14 protein-coding genes are annotated in these 13,258 nt (G+C 66.1%); 9 read left to right on the forward strand and 5 right to left on the reverse strand.

Annotated elements, in window-relative coordinates; all coding sequences use genetic code 11:
• Positions 1–283: 283 nt before the first annotated feature.
• Together NLR35_RS09870 and NLR35_RS09875 are read left to right on the forward strand one after the other, a co-directional pair.
• Entirely contained in the window at positions 284–583 is a 300-nt protein-coding gene (locus tag NLR35_RS09870; RefSeq protein ID WP_257166366.1) for a hypothetical protein, read from the forward strand.
• Between the two features lie 116 nt (positions 584–699).
• Positions 700–1,302 (forward strand): Uma2 family endonuclease, encoded by a 603-nt coding sequence (locus NLR35_RS09875; protein ID WP_257166367.1) that lies wholly within the window; start codon positions 700–702, stop codon positions 1,300–1,302.
• 146 nt (positions 1,303–1,448) lie between these two features.
• Here the strand turns inward: NLR35_RS09875 and NLR35_RS09880 are convergent, their stop codons facing one another.
• Positions 1,449–1,901 (reverse strand): hypothetical protein, encoded by a 453-nt coding sequence (locus NLR35_RS09880; RefSeq protein WP_257166368.1) that lies wholly within the window; start codon positions 1,899–1,901, stop codon positions 1,449–1,451.
• 105 nt (positions 1,902–2,006) lie between these two features.
• Between NLR35_RS09880 and NLR35_RS09885 the strand changes: the two genes are divergently transcribed.
• On the forward strand, positions 2,007–2,492 hold the full coding sequence (locus tag NLR35_RS09885; protein WP_257166369.1) for a hypothetical protein: 486 nt from the start codon (positions 2,007–2,009) through the stop codon (positions 2,490–2,492).
• A 109-nt stretch (positions 2,493–2,601) separates the two neighbouring features.
• Here NLR35_RS09885 and NLR35_RS09890 read toward each other — a convergent pair whose 3' ends face one another.
• Complete coding sequence (locus NLR35_RS09890) at positions 2,602–3,336, reverse strand: hypothetical protein (RefSeq protein ID WP_257166370.1); 735 nt, start codon at positions 3,334–3,336, stop codon at positions 2,602–2,604.
• A gap of 183 nt (positions 3,337–3,519) precedes the next feature.
• Positions 3,520–3,888, reverse strand: a complete 369-nt coding sequence (locus NLR35_RS09895; protein ID WP_257166371.1) for a hypothetical protein — start codon at positions 3,886–3,888, stop codon at positions 3,520–3,522.
• Between the two features lie 297 nt (positions 3,889–4,185).
• Between NLR35_RS09895 and NLR35_RS09900 the strand changes: the two genes are divergently transcribed.
• Positions 4,186–5,187 (forward strand): cytochrome-c peroxidase, encoded by a 1,002-nt coding sequence (locus NLR35_RS09900; RefSeq protein ID WP_257166372.1) that lies wholly within the window; start codon positions 4,186–4,188, stop codon positions 5,185–5,187.
• 277 nt (positions 5,188–5,464) lie between these two features.
• Here NLR35_RS09900 and cysC read toward each other — a convergent pair whose 3' ends face one another.
• A complete protein-coding gene (gene cysC, locus NLR35_RS09905) occupies positions 5,465–7,381 on the reverse strand; it encodes an adenylyl-sulfate kinase (protein ID WP_257166373.1) in 1,917 nt (638 codons plus the stop codon).
• 16 nt (positions 7,382–7,397) lie between these two features.
• On the reverse strand, positions 7,398–8,222 hold the full coding sequence (cysD, locus tag NLR35_RS09910; RefSeq protein WP_257166374.1) for a sulfate adenylyltransferase subunit CysD: 825 nt from the start codon (positions 8,220–8,222) through the stop codon (positions 7,398–7,400).
• Positions 8,223–8,426: 204 nt separating this feature from the next.
• Between cysD and cysG the strand changes: the two genes are divergently transcribed.
• From cysG to NLR35_RS09935, 5 genes are read left to right on the forward strand one after another with little or no spacing between them, the layout of a single operon-like run.
• Complete coding sequence (gene cysG / locus NLR35_RS09915) at positions 8,427–9,857, forward strand: siroheme synthase CysG (protein WP_257166375.1); 1,431 nt, start codon at positions 8,427–8,429, stop codon at positions 9,855–9,857.
• On the forward strand, positions 9,858–10,172 hold the full coding sequence (locus tag NLR35_RS09920) for a DUF2849 domain-containing protein (protein WP_257166376.1): 315 nt from the start codon (positions 9,858–9,860) through the stop codon (positions 10,170–10,172).
• Positions 10,173–10,182: 10 nt separating this feature from the next.
• On the forward strand, positions 10,183–11,838 hold the full coding sequence (locus NLR35_RS09925; protein ID WP_257166377.1) for a nitrite/sulfite reductase: 1,656 nt from the start codon (positions 10,183–10,185) through the stop codon (positions 11,836–11,838).
• Positions 11,825–12,343 carry a DUF934 domain-containing protein gene (locus NLR35_RS09930; RefSeq protein WP_257166378.1) on the forward strand — a complete coding sequence of 173 codons (519 nt, stop codon included), beginning with the start codon at positions 11,825–11,827 and terminating at the stop codon, positions 12,341–12,343. The genes NLR35_RS09925 and NLR35_RS09930 overlap by 14 nt, the downstream gene beginning before the upstream one ends.
• On the forward strand, positions 12,340–13,065 hold the full coding sequence (locus NLR35_RS09935) for a phosphoadenylyl-sulfate reductase (RefSeq protein WP_257166379.1): 726 nt from the start codon (positions 12,340–12,342) through the stop codon (positions 13,063–13,065). The genes NLR35_RS09930 and NLR35_RS09935 overlap by 4 nt, the downstream gene beginning before the upstream one ends.
• The last annotated feature ends 193 nt before the right edge of the window (positions 13,066–13,258 follow it).

Genomic DNA, 13,258 nt, shown 5'->3' on the forward strand with positions numbered 1-13,258 from the left:
CCCCGGGACTGTCCGTCGACATGAATGAACACGCCGCAGCCCGAAACGCCCACCGCATCCCGCACCCGACGTCCGTGACGGTCGCGAAACGTCCCTCGTGTGGGACGGGATGGGGAGAGATAAGCATGATTTCGGAAAAAATGAAAGATAAATATTTCTTCGGCGGGGACTGGACGGGGCAAATCAGGTTGAGGTGCCAGGTGAATTCGGGTTTGCTGAGCAGCAGATTTGAGGGTGCTGGCGCGACGTTGCAGGGCGAGACCGATACAAGGAGGTAGGCAGGATGCAGGCGGCCGTGAGGGAGCTTCTGGCACTGGGTGCTCTGCCGCATTCGCATGTTGCGGATGTCGAGACTCTGAAGAAAATCGAGGGATTGCTGCTGAAGGTCGAGCAGCCGATCTGCGAGGAGGATGCAGAAGCTCTGGTCAGCTTATTGGGGCCCGACGACTGCTTTGGCTTGGCATGGACGCTTGTTCACCTCATCGAAACCGCCCCAGGTTGGCCTCTTGAAGGTTCGCTTGAGGCGCAGCCTGGACGATGGACCGAGCTATTGAAGGCCAGATCGTCTGGTTCGCGCAGTTGATGATTCCTCAAGGAGGAGGCGCCCCGGTCCCCGCGCAGCGTCGGGGGCGTCTACGGGCCGACTCCCCCTCTGAACGTGTCCAATGCTAGAATTCGCCCAACCATCGGATCGCGTCGATGCAGATTGCAGTTCATGACCGCGCAGGCCGGATGTCAGCCTCGGAGTTCCGCAGCTTCCAGGCGCGGCGGCCGGATCACGAGCGCTGGGAGTTGGTCGGAGGCGTGGCCATGATGATGACCCCGCCGACCATCGCGCACAACCGGATCGCCAGCAATCTCGAACGACTGCTGAACGATACGCTGGCGCGGCATGCGCCTGCGTGGCTTCCCACTCAACGGCCCAGGCTCGATCTCGGCACAGGTGATTTCAGGCCTGAGCCGGACGTCGGCGTGATCGACGCCGAGTATGATCCCGGTCAGCGTTTCGTCGACAAGGCTTATCTGCTCGCGGAGGTAATCTCCGACACCGACGAGGTGATCGTGCCAGGCACCGACCGGCGCTGGATCGAAGTCAAGCGCGAGCTGTATCGCGCGCATCCGCATTGTCTCGCCGTGCTCGTCATCGCCCAGGACCGGATGGGGGTCTCCCTCGACCTCCGCAGCGAAGGCGGATGGACGTCGACCACGCTCGACGCCGCGGACGATCTGTCGTTGCCGGGATTTGGTCTGATCTGTCGCGTCGCCGATCTCTACGAACGAACGCCCGTGTCGCGCAACTAGGTCGTAGACTTGCGCCCTGTCGCTAGAATCCCACAAGGGGAGAGGGCGCAGTCATGGGCAGCGCGCTTGTATTTGACGTCTGGCCTCCGCACGAATGTGGATGATTCAACGCGGCATGAGCTGACTGGACGAGTGGAAACAGCGCGCTAGGCCCAGGCCAGGCTGCACGCGGCGGCTCGCTCGTCGTCGCTGCCCTGGATCGCGTCAGCGCCTAGTCGCTTCGCGGTGACGTGCTCGCGCCGACGGCGGACGCCACGGATCGACGACATCAGAGCGTGAGGGAGCTGTACGATCCGATGGGCGGTCTGCCTGACGACGAACAGGATCGTGGTGACACGGCTGAGGATGCCGATCAGCACCAGCACCGAGAAGATGTCGATATAGGCCACGATGTCGCCGACGAGCATCAACTCGGGAGGGATCGGAATGCGATGATAATAGGCGATGATGAGAATGACGACGGGGATGAGAGCGATGATCCTGCGCAGCGTCAGGCGGTCCAGCAGCGCTGCGAGTTGCACAACCAGCACCTCCCACAGCCAGTGGCCCAGCAGGGCAGGCTTGTCGATCGTCCAGGTTCGCCACAGCGACTTCCACATCCCGGGCTCCCGATTCATCCCCATCGCGCAGGTTCGCAGCGCATGATAGCATGAATCGACTGTGACGTCCGTCGCACGCTACACCACCTGGATCACTTGGGCGCGATGCAAACGATCGACCGTCTTGCTGCTTACACGTATCGACCCCGCATCATTTCGTTTCTTGGCGCACGAACGAGCGGCCGTTGGTCGGTCAAGATCCACGTCATCACCATCGTTCGCGATGTGCCGGGGCTCGTGGACATCGTGGAAGCCGGCTGGAGCAAGAGCGCTTCCGTTCTGCGCGACCTGCCCGAGACCGACGTCGATACCAATATCGGCTTCATCACGCTGCATGTCGGCCTTGCCGGCGTGTGGCTGCTCATCGACCGCTGGGAGGATGGCGACATCCTCCGTCATCATCACTTCAAAGCCTCATTGGACGATCCCACGCGGTTCTTGGACGTCAGCTCCGATCACTATGGCCCTTGCGTCTGGGAGCTCGCGGTGCAGGCGCATGAGCGCCAAGCCTGGATTGCCGATGTCCTGGCGAACAAATCCGGTCCCAATATCGTCTCGTATTTGCAGAAAGGACTGAACGCCGAACTTTGAGGCCGCTGTCGCTGATCGCGCTCGAGCGATATCTGACCGTGGGAACGCGCCGCCTTCGGCGTCGCATTGTGCAACCTGCGGATCTTGCGTGTCCCGCGAGCGTCGCGCGCTACAGCGCCCCCGACGTCACCAGGCCGAATTTCAGCCACGCCGAGGGCGGCACGTCGGTCGGGCGTTTGCGGTCGGCCCAATTGCGGTCGACGATGTCCAGGATTCCTGGGTCGATGCCCATCTCGCGCAGATAGAGTCGAGCCTGCCCACTGTAATAGGTGGTCAGGCCAGCGCGGTGCTCGGCGGAGACATTGGGCGCGAGCCGGTTGCGGATCTCCGTGCCGACCAGTTCGACACTCGCGTCGGGCGGCAGGCTGCGGTGGACGCCGCCGGCCAGCATCAGAAAGCAGGACATCTCGCACAGCATCCGCGAGGCATCGAGCGTGGCGTCGAAGGGGCCGCCCGCGCGCTTCAGCGCCAGGCAATCGGTTCTCGACTTGTCGCGGCAGGCCTCCACCTGCGTGCGGCCGACGCCGGCATCGATGCCGCGGCTGCGCAGGATGCGACCCATGCTGACAGCGACGTCGAGATCGGCGTCTCCGCGAGAGTGGATGATCACGGGAAGCTTGCGGCCGGACTGGCGGTCGAGGATCGCGATCAGGCGCTTGAACGTGTCGAACCGGATCGTGCCTTCGGCCGCGATCCAGTCGGCGCAGCCCGGACCGCAGGCGTCGCGCGGACCATGCGCAACGTAGAAGATCATCGCATCAGGCAGCGCGCCAAATTCGGCGATCGGCGCCGGTGGCGTGGTTGACGGCTGAGCTTTTGATGGACTCGCGATGACCATCGTCATCGCGACAATCAACATTGTTCGAAACGGTCGCGCGGCCATCGGCCTTCCCCCAGCATCCCCGCCGCGATTGTCGCCGCGGGGGCGTGGTCGTGCAAGGGGTGGCGTGCACGTGCTTGAGGAAGGCGAGAATGCAATTGGCGAACGACATTGTGTCGCCCGCCACTGCCGTCCGCTTCAACGATCTTACTGATAACGCCCGTTGGCGCGCGCGTTGTCGTATTTCACGCGGGCGCGCTGCTCGGGGGTGACGCAGGTGGTGTCGCCGTCATAGGCCTCGCGCCAGACGTAGCCTGGGCGGCAGGTCCTGCTGCCGTAGGTGCGATCGGTGGCGCTGACGCGGTTGCCGGCCTGGCGGTTGTCGAGCGCGGCGCGGGCGCGCTGGTCCGGCGTCACGCAGGTGTGGTCGCCGGGATAGGCCTCACGCCAGACGTAGCCGATCTTGCAGGTGTCGGGGCCGTAGGCGCCGCCGGCCTGGGCCTGGGACATCGCGCCGAGGCCGGAGATGATCAGGGACAGGGCGAAGCCGATGGTCGTGAGGATGGAGCGCGACATGATGATCTCCGTGAATGTTTGAACGAGGTGTGGTCGATGGCCGGTGTGTGAATGGGTTTCCGCCGCGCTCCGCGTCGGACTTCGCGGCGGTGATGCGCTGATGTGTAGGAGCGCGTGCCGAGGACCACCGTGACCGCGGTCACGCAAGTGCGGCCTGCCGTTCCCAATCGCGACACACCTGCGCAGCACTCGCGCTCTGCTTGCGCCGACTCATTGCCCCCGCTCAGTCCCACTTCAGACGTAAAGGCTATCGATAACGACTTGCATCTATGGGGTGCGGGGGGGGGGAGACGGGTGATGGCGTTCACTGGGCTCAAGTCGGTCGTCCTGTGTTTGAGCCTGCTCGCGCTGCCGGCGCTCGCAGCCGATCTGTCGACCGCTCCCTACATCCGCGCGGTCGAGAAGAAGCCGTCGCTGCTGCAGATGCTGGCGGCTGCGTGGAGGCCGAAATCCGTGCATGCCGCTGCGGCGCCGACGCCGGCGCAGACAGCGAGGACCCGGCATGCGGCCGCGGCGCCGCGCAAGCCGAAGGCTCCGCCCGCTGCTACGGCGGCGCCGGAGACGCCGGTCGCGCAGCCGGTGACCGTCGGTGCGGCCGCGACGCCGCCGGCACAGCTCTCGGAGGTCGAGCTCGCGGCCAAGGGGCTGCTGCTGTTCAACGATGCGAGCCTGTCGGGCGGCAGCAAGGCGTCCTGCGCCACTTGTCATTTCTCGACCGGGCACACCAACAACAAGACCTATGTCGGGCTCGACGTCGTCGCCGACGGCGATCCGAATGGCCGGAATACGCCGACCTTGTGGGGCGTCGGCGAGCGCTCGGTGTTCGGCTGGCAGGGCCAGGCGGCGACGCTCGAGGACAGCATCCGCGGCATCATCGTCAACCGCATGAAGGGGCCGGAGCCGTCGCCGGAGACGCTGGCGGCGCTGGTTGCCTATGTCCGCACCCTGAACTATCCGGCGAATTGGCAGGTCAAGGAGGACGGCACGCCGCGGCCGGATGCGAGCGCCGCGGTCAAGCGCGGCTTCGATCTGTACGTTGGCGACGGCGGCTGCGGCACCTGCCACCAGCTGCCGAGCTTCGACAAGAAGAGCAAGGACGACATCGGCACCGGCGGCAAGTTCAAGGTGCCGACCCTGCACGCGGCGGCATCGACCGCGCCGTATTTCCACGACGGCCGCACGGCCTCGCTGCGCGACGCAGTCAAGCTGATGTGGGAGTTCTACGCCAAGAAGATGGAGTCGCGGCTGCCGACCGAGGCCGAGCTCGACGATCTCACCGCCTATGTCGGCGCGCTGTGACGCGGCTTGAGCTCCAATCGTCGCCGCGGCGATGCCTCGTCGAAGACGGCGCTCCTCGTTTTCACGGAATGTCGGTTCCCCTCACCCTGAGGAGCTCGCCGAAGGCGAGCGTCTCGAAGGGCGAGGCCACAGTGGGGCCTCGTGGTTCGAGACGCCCGCCTTTGGGCGGGCTCCTCACCATGAGGGTCAGCTCCGAAGCCGGAGCTGCAAATTGGGTATGAAGGACGGTTTGGGTCAGACTGTCGCTCCAGGCGTTGGGAGCCTGAAGCGGCAGACGTCAGATATTCGCGCCGAGGTCGGCGATGTCGTCGAACAGCACGCCGGTCTTCGCCAGCAGTGCTTCCAGCTCGTCGGTGGCGTCGGCGATGCCGCGGGTGGCGGTGTCGAGCACCAGCTCGGCGTCCAGCGGCGGCTCGTAGTCGGTGCCGATGCCGGTGAAGTTCTGCAAGTTGCCGGCGCGGGCCTTGGCGTAGTGGCCCTTGGGATCGCGGCTCTCGCAGATCTCGGCCGCGGTGGCGACGTAGATCTCGCGGAACAGATCGCCGGCGACGCGGCGCGCGGCGGCACGGTCCTCGCGCGCCGGCGACACCGCGGCGACGATCGCGATGTGGCCGTTGCGGGCGAGATGGGTCGCGACCTCGGCGAGGCGGCGGATGTTCTCGGCGCGGTCTTCCGGCGTGAATCCGAGATCCTTGTTGAGGCCGGCCCGCACGGTGTCGCCGTCGAGCAGCACGGGCGCGCCGCCGCGGCTGAACAGCCGCCGTTCCAAGGCACGGGCGAGCGTCGACTTGCCGGCGCCGGGCAGGCCGGTCATCCAGACCACCGCGCCCTTGTGGCGATAGCGGTCGGCGCGCTCCTGCGGCTGCAGCGCGGATTCCACCGGCATGATGTCGACGGGAGCGGCGCGCTTGCCGGCCGCGATCGACAGTACCAGACCGCCGCCGGCGATGCGGCCCTGCACCTCGATGACGAGGCGGCCGGTGCGCGCGTTCTCGGTGTAGGGATCGACGGCGACCGGCTGGGTCAGCGCGATCTCGATCTCGCCGACATGGTTGCGCGCGATGGAGGCGTTCTCTTCGTTCGACAGCGAGCCCGGATCGACCGCCTTCTCGATCGCGACCACGCTGCCGCGCGCCTCGCGGGTGCCGAGCCGGACCAGAATGCTGTCCCCCTTGGCGAGCGGCTGGTCGTGCAGCCAGAAGATGCGGGCGTGCAGCCGGCGCGCCGCCTGCGGCTCGCGGCCGACATGGGCGATGACGTCGCCGCGCTCGATGAACAGCTCGCGGTCGAGCGTGATGCCGACCGAGCGGCCGGCGCCTTGCGCCGTGGTCACCGGCGTCTGCGGCCAGCCCTCGACGGTCCTGATCTTCGCGATCTTGCCGGCCGGCATGATCACGATCTCGTCGCCGGTGCGCAGCTCGCCGGCCTCGACGCGGCCGGCAACGATGCGGCGGTCGTCGAACTTGTAGATCGCCTGCACCGGCAGGCGCAGCGGCAAGCTGGACAGCGGCTTCGCCGGCTCGAGGCCGTCGAGCGCCTCGACCACCGTCGGGCCCTTGTACCAGCCGATGCGTGAGGTGAGCGCTGCCACGCCGTCGCCGTCGCGGGCGGAGATCGGAATGACCGCGACGGGTTTCACGCCGAGGCCCTCGAGGTGTGCCGAGATCTCGGCCTTGATGTCGTTGAAACGCGCTTCGCCGAAATCGACGCGGTCCATCTTGTTGACGACCACGGCGACTTGGCGGACGCCGAGCAGATGCAGGAGATAGCCGTGGCGGCGGGTCTGGTCGCGCACGCCTTCGAGTGCGTCGATGATCAGCACCGCGCCGTCGGCCTGCGAGGCGCCGGTGATCATGTTGCGCAGGAACTCGGCATGGCCGGGCGCGTCGATCAGCACGACCTCGCGCGCATTGGTGCGGAAGCGGATCTGGGTGGTGTCGATGGTGATGCCCTGGTCGCGCTCGGTCTGCAGCGCGTCGAGCAGGAACGACCATTCGAACGGCATGCCGCGGCGGGCCGAGACGGCCTGCAGCATCTCCAGCTTGCCGTCGGGCAGGCTGCCGGTCTCATGCAAGAGGCGACCAACCAGGGTCGATTTGCCGTGGTCGACATGGCCGACGATGACGATGCTGACCTGCGGACGGGTGGTGCCGTTCGGCGTGGCGGGAGCAGCGGACGGGACTCTCATGTTCATGACCTCGCGCTCCGCTTCAGAGATAGCCGGCGACGCGCAGACGCTCGAAGGCGTCCTCGGTCTCGTGGTCGAGCGCGCGACCCGCACGCTCCGGCACCTTGGTGCTTTCGAGCTCGGCGAGAATTTCCGGAATGTTCGACGCGTTCGACGCCACGGGGAAAGTGATGTCCTGGTCGCCGAGAGAGCGATAGCGCTTGCCGTTCCTGGAGAGATACAGCGGGATGATCGGGATGTTCTCGCGCGCGGTGTAGGCCCAGATGTCGGCCTCGGTCCAATGCAGGATCGGATGGATGCGCAAGTGAGCGCCCTGCGGCGGCGAGGCGTTGAAGTGATCCCAGAACTCCGGCGGCTGGTCGCGGACGTCCCAATGGCCCTCGGCGCCGCGCGGCGAGAACACGCGCTCCTTGGCGCGCGTTGCCTCCTCGTCGCGGCGGATGCCGGCGATCAGGCCGTCGAAGCCGTGCTTGGCGAGCGCCATCTTCAGGCCCTCGGTCTTGCGCGCCGCGGAGCGCGCGGCGGGCGGCAGCGTGGGATCGACGGCATCGATCGGCGGGCACGGCTCGACGCGCAGATCAAGTCCCCATTCCTGCGCGTAGGTATCGCGGAAGGCGTACATCTCCGGAAACTTCTTGGCCGTATCGACATGCATGGCCGGAAACGGCACGCGGCCGAAGAAGGCCTTGCGCGCGAGCCAGATCATCACGTTGGAATCTTTTCCCAGCGACCACAGCAGCGCCAGCTTCTTCAGCCGTGCAAAGGCCTCGCGGAGAATGTAAATGCTCTGCGCCTCCAGCTGGTCGAGATGATCCATCGTCGGCGCGGCGCTCAGCACGCGCGGCATGGAAGATGCTTGCTCGAGCTCGGAAGAGGGCAACCGGTCTCTGGAAACGTCGTTGGTGAGAATGTGCATGCTGCTAGCCATCGCCTGCTTGGGAGAAAATTCTATGGCGAAGCCAGGAAAAAATTTTCTCTTTACGTCCGCGGCGTGACACTTATATAGAAAATAATTCCAGTCAACCCCGAAGAGTCGAAGTCAGCGAGCGCAATGCAATATCTTCCGGTGTTTCTCGATCTGAAGACCGGACCCGTGCTGCTGATCGGCGCGGGAGAGCTGGTGCGCGCCAAGCTTCGGGTGTTGTTGTCGGCGGGCGCGCAGATACGTTGGTACGCGACCGATGGCGATTTCGATCTCGGCGGTCTGAAGGACGATCACGGCCAGATCGAACCCGCTGACGGCGATCCGCTGAGCGCCGATCTCGCCGGCGTCATCGCGGTGCTTTGCGCGGGCGCCGGAGACATCGGCGTCGCGATGTCGGCGCGGGCGCGCAGCGTCGGACTGCCCGTGAACGTGATGGACGACCTCGCGCATTCCACTTTCATTTTCCCGGCAATCGTCGATCGCGGCGACGTCGTGGTGGCGATCGGCACCGGCGGCTCGTCGCCGGTGGTGGCGCGCCGCGTCCGCGAGCGCATCGAGGCGCTGCTGCCGGCTCGGATCGGCGAGCTCGCGGGCTTCATCGGCGACTTCCGCAAGACCATCAATCCGCGGATCGCGGAAATGCCGCTGCGCCGCCGGTTCTGGGAGCGCATCGTCGACGGCCCGATCGGCGCGCTGGTGCTGGCGGGGCGCAAGCAGGAAGCCGAGGCAGCGCTGCACGGCATCGCCGATCCCACGGCATTCGCGGGCGCCGATCACGCCGGCCGCAGCGAAGGGCATGTGACGTTGGTGGGCGCCGGTCCCGGCGATCCCGATCTGCTCACCATCAAGGCGCTGCGAGCGCTGCAGGACGCCGACATTGTCTACTACGACGAACTGGTCACGCCCGAGATTCTCGACCGTATCCGCCGCGATGCCTCGCGCGTGCCGGTTGGCCGCCGCGTCGGCAAGCCCGGCATCGGCCAGGACGCGGTCAACAAGCTGCTGATCGAGGCGGCACGCGAGGGCAAGCGCGCGGTACGCCTGAAGGGCGGCGACTCCTACGTGTTCGGACGCGGCGGCGAGGAAGTCGACGCGCTGCGCCATGCCGGCGTGTCCTACACCATCGTGCCCGGCATCACCGCAGGCATCGGTGCCGCCGCGCAGTTCGAGGTGCCGCTGACGTTCCGCAGCAAGGCGCTGCGCATCACCTTCCTCACCGCGCACAAGGAGCGCGATGCCGAGGCGGTCGACTGGTCCGTTCTGACCGACACCAAGATGACCGTCGTCGTCTACATGGGCATGACAGCGGCGCCGGCGGTGCGCTCAGGCCTGCTCGCGGCAGGCCGCTCGCCGCAGACCCCTGTTGGCGTGTTCGCGCGGGTGACACGGCCGGATGCGCAGGCGGCGGTCGGCACGCTCGATCAGCTGCCGGACCTCGTCGGAAAGATCGATGGCGGCCCGGCCATCCTCATCATCGGTGACGTCGTGGCGCATTCGGCGCCGTGGCGTCAGCAGAATCTCAGTGGCGTGATTGCACAACTCCTGGAACCCGTCTGAATGACCTCTCCGCTGCAACAGAAGATCAAGATCACCGGTCCCTCGATCGTCACCGCTAACCGCACGTGGGACGGCGCGGTGATCTACCGCACCGGTTCGAAGAGCTGGTCGGACGAGCTTGCGGAAGCCGCGATCGTGCGCACCGCCGACGAGGCGCGGGCGCTGCTGACCGAAGCGGTCGCCGATGATCTCAACGCGATCGGTCCTTATATCGCTCCGGTCGAGGTCGCAGCCGATGGCGCGGTGAAGCCCGGCAATATGCGCGAACACATCCGGCTGACGGGCGCCACCATCGCGCTCCCGGCTCAAGCCTGAAGGCCCTCTCATGTACGCTTATGATGACATCGACCGTACCCTGGTCAACGAGCGCGTCGCCGAATTCCGCGACCAGGTGAAGCGCCGGCTCTCGGGCGAACTGTCCGAGGATGAGTTCAAGATGCTGCGGCTGCAGAACGGCGTGTATCTACAGCTGCACGCCTACATGTACCGCATCGCGATTCCCTACGGCACGCTGGCGTCGAACCAGTTGCGCCGGCTGGCGCATGTCGCGCGCCGCTACGATCGCGGCTACGGCCACTTCACGACCCGGCAGAACATCCAGTTCAACTGGATCAAGCTCGCCGAGCTGCCGGATGCGATGGCTGATCTGGCCGAAGTCGGCATCCAGTCGATGCAGACCTCCGGCAACAACATGCGCAACGTCACCGCCGACCAGTGGGCCGGCGTGGCGCCCGGCGAGGTCGAGGACCCCCGCATCTGGGCCGAGCTGCTGCGCCAGTTCACGACGCTTCACCCGGAATTCTCGTTCCTGCCGCGCAAGTTCAAGATCGCGATCACGGCCTCGGAGCACGATCGCGCCGCGATCAAGATCCACGACATCGGCCTGCGTCTGTTGAAGAACGAGCAAGGCGAGACCGGCTTCGAGGTGCTGGTCGGCGGCGGCCTGGGCCGCTCGCCGTTCATCGCCAAGACCATCAAGCCGTTCGTCCACGGCCACGACATCCTGAGCTATGTCGAGGCGATCCTGCGCGTCTACAATCAGTACGGCCGCCGCGACAACATCTACAAGGCGCGCATCAAGATCCTGGTCCACGAGCTCGGCATCGAGAAGTTCGCGGCCGAGGTCGAGGAGGAGTGGCAGCAGATCCGCGAGGGCGTGCTCAAGCTGGACGAGGGCATCGTCGAGGATATCCGCTCGCGCTTCTTCTATCCGGCCTATGAGACGCAGCCGGCGATGCCGGACGAGCTCAAGCAGGCCGCGCACGATCCGAAGTTCGAGGCGTGGCGCAAGAACTCGGTGTTCCCGCACAAGCAGCAGGGTTACGCGATCGCCGTGGTGTCGCTGAAGCCGGTCGGAAAGCCGCCGGGCGATGCGACCGCCGACCAGATGGATGCGCTCGCCGACATCGCCGACAAGTACTCGTTCGGAGAAATCCGCGTCGGCCATGAGCAGAACCTGGCGCTTCCGCATGTCAAGAAGCGCGACCTGCCGGCGGTGTGGAAGGCGCTCGAGGCGATCGGGCTCGCCATCCCCAATGTCAACCTCGTCTCCGACATCATCGCCTGCCCGGGGCTCGACTACTGCTCGCTGGCCAATGCGCGCTCGATCCCGATCGCGCAGGAGATCACGCGCCGCTTCGCCAACCACGACACGGCGAATTTGATCGGCCGGCTGCACATCAACATCTCCGGTTGCATCAATGCCTGCGGCCATCATCATGTCGGCCATATCGGCATCCTCGGCGTCGAGAAGAACAACGAGGAATTCTACCAGATCACGATCGGCGGCCGCGCCGACGAGGGCGCCGAGCTCGGCACCCTGATCGGCCCCGCGGTGCCCTATGCCGAAGTGGCCGATGTCGTCGAGGACATCGTCGAAGCCTATCTTGCGCTGCGCGCGCGTCCCGAAGAGCTGTTCGTCGACACGGTGAAGCGGCTCGGGGTCGAACCATTCAGGGAGCGGGTTTATGCCACTCGTTAAGGGCGGACACATCATTGCGGACGAGTACGTCCGCGTCACCGACGATGCCGAGCTGCCGGCGCAAGGCGCGATCCTCGTCTCCGAGACGCGCTTCCTCGCCGGACCCGATGCGCTGGTCGGCCGCGCCGGTGGCAAGCTCGGCGTGATCTGGCCGAACAACCGCGACGTCGACGATCTCGTGCCCTATCTCGACCGGCTCGCGCTGGTCGCGCTGGTGTTCCCGAGTTTTCGCGATGGCCGCGCCTATACCCAGGCCAGGCTGCTGCGCGAGCGCTACGGCTATCGCGGCGAGCTGCGCGCGACCGGACAGGTGCTGCGCGATCAGTTCGTGTTCATGCTGCGCGCCGGCTTCGATGCGTTCGAGGTCAAGAAGCAGGCCGACGCCGAGGCCTTCACCGAGACCGTGAAGCGCTATTCGGTGTTCTACCAGCCCGCCGGCGACGGCCGCATCTCGGCGCTGCATCAGCGCCTGCAGCTGCGCCATTCGGAGAGTGCCGGGCTGTGAGCAATTTGGCTGCATCCACTGAGGTCGCGGAGGCGCCGGTCGCGGCGCTCGACGCCGCGCTGCGCAACGCGACGCCGCACGAGGTCATCGCCGCCGCGCTGCAGGCGATCGGCCGCGAGCGGCTCGCGGTGGTGTCGTCGTTCGGCTCTGAGTCGGCGGCCTTGCTGAAAGTGACCGCCGATGTCGATCCGTCAATCCCAGTCGTGTTTCTCGATACCGGGCACATGTTCGCGGAGACTTTGGCCTATCGCGACCAACTGATCGAGAGTCTCGGCCTGCGCGACGTGCGCTCGATCAAGCCGGATGCCGCGGCGCTGGCGCGCGAGGATGCCGACAACGACCTCTGGTTCTCCGATCCCGACGCCTGCTGCCGCATTCGGAAAGTGGAGCCGCTGGCGCGGGCGCTCGCGCCCTTCACCGCCTGGATCAATGGCCGGAAGCGCTTCCAGGGCGGCCTGCGCGCCGCGATTCCCGTCGTCGAGCAGGACGGTGCGCGGGTGAAGTTCAACCCGTTCGCCAATGTCAGCCGCGAGGACATCGCGGCGATCTATCGCTCGGCCAATTTGCCGCAGCATCCGCTGGTCGCTTCCGGATTCCGCTCGATCGGTTGCATGCCCTGCACGAGTCGCTCGGATACAAGCGAGGGCGAGCGCGCCGGACGGTGGCGTGGCCGTGACAAGACGGAATGCGGCATCCACACCGTCGCGACCTCGGCAGTTTAGTTGGAACCATTGTCGGCTGTTCGCCGGCGAAGACGACATTCTGTCGCGGCAAAGAATAGCCATGCCAGTGCCGAGCGCATCGTAGCAAAATGCTGATGTCCGGCCGGGAACAAGAAAATCCGGTTCCGTTGACTCTGACGTGCACATCCGGCGATCTGACGTGCGCGCCTGCAACATTGCAGGCCTGGAAATG

The organism is Bradyrhizobium sp. SRS-191, from assembly GCF_024586915.1.
Lineage (GTDB): Bacteria > Pseudomonadota > Alphaproteobacteria > Rhizobiales > Xanthobacteraceae > Bradyrhizobium.

Bases quoted from the DNA above. Each gene is read 5' to 3' on its own strand.
- NLR35_RS09870 (WP_257166366.1), top strand. From the start codon at position 284: ATGCAGGCGGCCGTGAGGGAGCTTCTGGCACTGGGTGCTCTGCCGCAT.
- NLR35_RS09875 (WP_257166367.1), top strand. From the start codon at position 700: ATGCAGATTGCAGTTCATGACCGCGCAGGCCGGATGTCAGCCTCGGAG.
- NLR35_RS09880 (WP_257166368.1), bottom strand. From the start codon at position 1,901: ATGTGGAAGTCGCTGTGGCGAACCTGGACGATCGACAAGCCTGCCCTG.
- NLR35_RS09885 (WP_257166369.1), top strand. From the start codon at position 2,007: ATGCAAACGATCGACCGTCTTGCTGCTTACACGTATCGACCCCGCATC.
- NLR35_RS09890 (WP_257166370.1), bottom strand. From the start codon at position 3,336: ATGACGATGGTCATCGCGAGTCCATCAAAAGCTCAGCCGTCAACCACG.
- NLR35_RS09895 (WP_257166371.1), bottom strand. From the start codon at position 3,888: ATGTCGCGCTCCATCCTCACGACCATCGGCTTCGCCCTGTCCCTGATC.
- NLR35_RS09900 (WP_257166372.1), top strand. From the start codon at position 4,186: ATGGCGTTCACTGGGCTCAAGTCGGTCGTCCTGTGTTTGAGCCTGCTC.
- cysC (WP_257166373.1), bottom strand. From the start codon at position 7,381: ATGAACATGAGAGTCCCGTCCGCTGCTCCCGCCACGCCGAACGGCACC.
- cysD (WP_257166374.1), bottom strand. From the start codon at position 8,222: ATGCCGCGCGTGCTGAGCGCCGCGCCGACGATGGATCATCTCGACCAG.
- cysG (WP_257166375.1), top strand. From the start codon at position 8,427: ATGCAATATCTTCCGGTGTTTCTCGATCTGAAGACCGGACCCGTGCTG.
- NLR35_RS09920 (WP_257166376.1), top strand. From the start codon at position 9,858: ATGACCTCTCCGCTGCAACAGAAGATCAAGATCACCGGTCCCTCGATC.
- NLR35_RS09925 (WP_257166377.1), top strand. From the start codon at position 10,183: ATGTACGCTTATGATGACATCGACCGTACCCTGGTCAACGAGCGCGTC.
- NLR35_RS09930 (WP_257166378.1), top strand. From the start codon at position 11,825: ATGCCACTCGTTAAGGGCGGACACATCATTGCGGACGAGTACGTCCGC.